General features: G+C 62.2%; 3 protein-coding genes and 1 pseudogene. 3 read left to right on the top strand and 1 reads right to left on the bottom strand.

Annotated elements, in window-relative coordinates:
- The 3 genes and pseudogenes from AC1D1X_RS15890 to AC1D1X_RS15900 form a co-directional block, all read left to right on the top strand.
- Nucleotides 1-448, top strand: a pseudogene (locus AC1D1X_RS15890) (FAD-binding monooxygenase); the annotation flags it as partial.
- Nucleotides 445-645: a DUF2783 domain-containing protein gene (locus AC1D1X_RS15895; protein WP_477671239.1), complete on the top strand. Its 201-nt coding sequence runs from the start codon at nt 445-447 to the stop codon at nt 643-645. The pseudogene AC1D1X_RS15890 and the gene AC1D1X_RS15895, both read left to right, overlap by 4 nt.
- Before the next feature lie 114 nt (nt 646-759).
- Nucleotides 760-3687: a valine--tRNA ligase gene (locus AC1D1X_RS15900; RefSeq protein ID WP_477698628.1), complete on the top strand. Its 2928-nt coding sequence runs from the start codon at nt 760-762 to the stop codon at nt 3685-3687.
- 242 nt (nt 3688-3929) lie between these two features.
- On the opposite strand, the gene AC1D1X_RS15905 is transcribed toward AC1D1X_RS15900, so the two are convergent.
- Nucleotides 3930-4758: NAD(P)-dependent oxidoreductase (locus AC1D1X_RS15905; RefSeq protein ID WP_477698629.1), on the bottom strand; the 829-nt coding region annotated here is incomplete at its 5' end.

Here is a 4758-nt window from a genome sequence, read left to right on the forward strand (position 1 = left end):
CATGTCGACGCCCAACCACTACACGCGGTCCGGCGTCTGCGGGCCTGCGGGCGGGCGGGCCACGCAGAACGCGGGCTTCTCCTGGGCCGATGGCAGCTCAGGCGAGCTGCTGGACTTGTTGACGTGGGCTCATGGGCGCCTGCTGCTGCTGGTGTTTTGCGATGTATCCGGCGCCGGGCTGGCGCGGCTGGCGGCGCTTTCCAGGGAAGCGGACGTGCGCTGCGTGCAAGTGCTCGGGCCCGGCGAGAAAGCCGCCGCAAGGGAGCACGTGATCGACCGCGAAGGCCATCTGCAGGCGACCTGCCATGTTTTTGGCCATGCCTGGGCGCTGCTGCGGCCCGACGGACACGTCGCCGCAACGGGCGAAAGTACGGATGCCTCGGTGGTTCACGCCGTCGCAAGCGCCATGGGTGCGGGCGCCCGCCACGAAACAAGGGATCCATCATGAAGCCAGACAGCCCCCTGATCACCCGCCTGCATTTTCAGGACGCCGATGCGTTTTACGAATACCTGCTGGACGCCCACCAGGGCCTCTCCAGGGAGGAATCCGAGCTGCTCAACGCCCGGCTGATCCTGCTGATGGCCAACCAGCTGGGCGACACCGCAGTACTGCAGGCTTGCGTGGCCGCGGCCCGCCACGCCTGAGCACTACAGGGCCAACGGCCGGCTAGCCGCAACGGCCAGCCCCAGTCGAATAAAATCAGYGGAGTTTCACCCAACCCAAGGCGGCATCCCTTCGATGCCGTTTTTCATTGCCCCATGACCAACGCTGCCGCCCCTGCCCTTGCCGATACCGCCAACACAGCCCCCGAGGCCGTGAAAGTCTCCACGCCGGGGCTGGACGGCCTGGCCAAGTCCTTCGAGCCGGCCGCCATTGAAAGCCGCTGGGGGCCCGAATGGGAGCAAAGCGGCCAGTACGAACCCACGCTGGACGCGGCCAAGCCTTCGTTTTCCATCCAGCTGCCGCCGCCCAATGTGACAGGCACGCTGCACATGGGCCATGCCTTCAACCAGACCATCATGGATTCGCTCACGCGTTACCACCGCATGCGCGGCCACAACACGCTGTGGGTGCCCGGCACCGACCATGCCGGCATCGCCACGCAGATCGTGGTGGAGCGCAAGCTTCAGGGCGAGGGTGAAAGCCGCCACGACCTGGGCCGCAAAAATTTCGTCGCCAAGGTGTGGGAATGGAAGGAAGAGTCCGGCACCACCATCACGCGCCAGATGCGCCGCATGGGCGACTCTGTGGCCTGGAAGCACGAGTACTTCACCATGGACCCGAAGATGTCGACGGTCGTCACCTCGACCTTTGTGCAGCTTTACAAGCAGGGCCTGATTTATCGCGGCAAGCGCCTGGTGAACTGGGACCCGATCCTCAAGTCCGCCGTGTCCGACCTGGAAGTCGAGAACGAAGAGCGCGACAGCTTCATGTGGCACATCGAGTACCCCTTCAGCGACGGCCCGCAGAAAGYCGCTGACGGCTCGGCGCTGCGCGGCATGCACATTGCCACCACACGGCCCGAAACCATGCTGGCCGACGGTGCGCTGGCKGTGCACCCGGACGACGAGCGCTACAAGCACCTGGTCGGCAAGATGGTCGACCTGCCGCTGTGTGACCGGAAAATTCCGGTGATCACCGATGACTATGTCGACCCCGAATTCGGTAGCGGCGTGGTGAAGATCACCGGCGCGCACGACTTCAACGACTACCAGGTCGCCCTGCGCCACAACCTGCCGCTGATCACCATCTTCACCTTGGACGCGAAGATCAACGAGAACGGCCCGGCGCAATACCAGGGCCTGGACCGTTATGACTGCCGCAAGGCCGTGCTGAAAGACCTGGAAGCCCAAGGCTTCCTCGAAAAAGCCGTGCCGCACAAAAACATGGTGCCGGTGTGCGCGCGTACCGGCGCGGTGGTCGAGCCCATGCTGACCGACCAGTGGTTTGTGGCGCTCAGCAAGGTGAGCGATCAGGATCCGACCGGAAAATCCATTTCGCAAAAGGCGCGCGATGCGGTGGCCAGCGGCGACGTGAAGTTCGTGCCCGAGCAATGGGTCAACACCTACAACCAGTGGATGAACAACATCCAGGACTGGTGCATTTCGCGCCAGCTCTGGTGGGGCCACCAGATCCCGGCCTGGTATGACGAAGACGGCAAGGTCTATGTCGCTGAAAACGAAGCAGCAGCACAGGCCCAGGCGCCCGGTAAAAAACTCACGCGCGATGAAGATGTACTCGACACCTGGTACTCGTCGGCRCTGGTGCCCTTCTCGTCACTCGGCTGGCCCGAAAAGACGAAAGAGCTCGACCTCTTCTTGCCATCAAGCGTGCTGGTCACCGGTTACGACATCATCTTCTTCTGGGTCGCCCGGATGATCATGATGACGACGCACTTCACCGGCCAGGTGCCCTTCAAACACGTGTACATCCACGGCCTGGTGAAAGACGCGCAGGGCAAGAAGATGAGCAAGTCCGAAGGCAATGTGCTGGACCCGGTCGATTTGATCGACGGCATCGAACTGGCGCCCTTGCTGGAAAAACGCTCGCAAGGCCTGCGCAAGCCCGAGACCGCGCCGCAGGTTCGCAAGAACACCGAGAAAGAATTTCCGGCCGGCATCCCCGGCTACGGTGCCGACGCGCTACGCTTTACGTTCGCTTCGCTCGCGAGCCTGGGACGCAGCATCAACTTCGACAGCAAGCGCTGCGAGGGGTATCGCAATTTCTGCAACAAGCTCTGGAACGCAACGCGCTTCACGCTGATGAACTGCGAAGGCCAGGACTGCGGGCTGGAAGACCACACCAAAGAGCAATGCGCACCCGGCGGCGAGTTCCACAACTACCTGAGCTTCTCGCAGGCCGACCGCTGGATTTCATCGACTATGCAGCGCGTGGAAGCCGACGTGGCCAAGGGCTTTGCCGACTATCGTCTCGACAACGTCGCCGGAAGCATTTACCAATTCGTCTGGGACGAATTCTGCGACTGGTACCTCGAAATTGCCAAGGTACAGATACAGACCGGCACCGACGCGCAAAAGCGCGCCACACGCCGCACGCTGATCCGCACACTCGAAGCCATCCTGCGGCTGGCGCATCCGGTGATTCCGTTCATCACGGAAGAGCTGTGGCAAACCGTGGCGCCCGTCGCCGGCAAAACAGGCAAATTCATCGGCGTCGCGCCTTACCCGCAAAGCCAGCCCGAGAAAATTGACGTGGTAGCAGAAGCGCATGTCATCAAACTCAAGACGCTCGTGGATGCCTGCCGCAATCTGCGCGGTGAGATGAAGGTGTCTCCGGCTACCCGCATGCCGCTTTATGTGCTGGGTGACACCGCCTTTATGCAGGGCGTCGCCCCGGTGCTCAAGGCACTGGCCAAACTCAGCGAAGTGAAGGTGTTCGACGACGAAGCCAGTTGGGCCGCTGCAGCGCAGTCTGCACCTGTGGCCATCGTCGGCGAAGCGCGCCTGTGCCTTTACATGGAAGTCGATCTGGCGGCAGAAAAGATTCGCCTGCAAAAGGAAGAAACCCGMCTGGCAGGAGAAATCACCAAGTCCGAAACCAAGCTCGCCAATGAAGCCTTCGTCAACAAGGTGCCCCCGGCCGTACTGGAACAGGAACGCAAGCGCCTGGCCGATAACCAGGCAGCCCTGGCCAAGATTCGCGAACAACTGACACGTTTGAAATAAGCGCCAGACCACCACCAGTAAAAAGCCCCGCATTGCGGGGCTTTTTTTATTGATCGGGATGCGAAGCGAGCCCCCGTAAGACCCGCGAGCTGCGTATACGCCAAGACCAGTCAACTGCAACGGTAAAAGATGGATGGTTCTTCACCAGCAGGGGCCGCGGGACTGGCTTTGCCAGACCGCAGGCGCAGCACCCCTCGGGGGGCAGAGAGCTACACGAAGTGAGCGAACGTGGGGGCCAACATCTATCTGATCATGAATTCAGGTTCAGACCACTGCGACGGCGGGACACTGCCTGGCTCCAGGCCCATGGGAGTGCTGGTCAACTGGTCCATGCCGCTGTGCTGCGTGCCCAGAGCTTCATGCATACGGTGGGCTACATACCAGCTCGAGCGCAGGCGTGCCTCGCGTGTGTGGGAGCCCAGGCGTGGCGTAACAAACAGGTTCTTCAACCCTTTGAGCGGTGAGGTGTCACCCAGGAAACTTGCTTCAGCGCCGTCCAGGATGCAGGCCTCAATCCGGCCGTCGCACAGCGCAGCGGCCAATGCGCCTTCATCAAACAATTCACTGCGGCTGATGCCAACCCACAACTGGCTGCGCTTGCAGCCCGCCAGCAGTTTGTCGTTCACGAAACCCCGGAACCGGGTGGCGTACAGCATCTGCACTGACACCGCATCAGACTGGCTGACCAGCTCGGACAGCGAAACAGGCTGTATGCGCAGGCGCTCCCAAATGGGCGCGGTGTGATGAACCGCCGGGTCATAGCCAACAAGCCGCACGCCGAGCCCGCTCAGCATGCCGGCCAGCGTGTGCGCCGTCRGGGCCAGGCCCAGAATGCCCACGGTGCTGCCATGAAGCTCGCGCCCCATTTGCGTCGTGGGATGGCGGCGTCCCATCAAGGCCGAGACAAGGCCGCGACGGTACAGCAACAACAGGCTGCTCAAAAGATATTCTGCGTTGGAGCGGACGTTGGCGCTGCTGGCATGCACGACCTTGATGTCGCGCTCCTTGCAGGCCTCCAGGTCGGTGTTGTCGGTTCCTACGTGCAGGCGCCCGATGGCCTTGAGCCTGGGC

The organism is Polaromonas sp. P1_G4 (assembly GCF_056405475.1).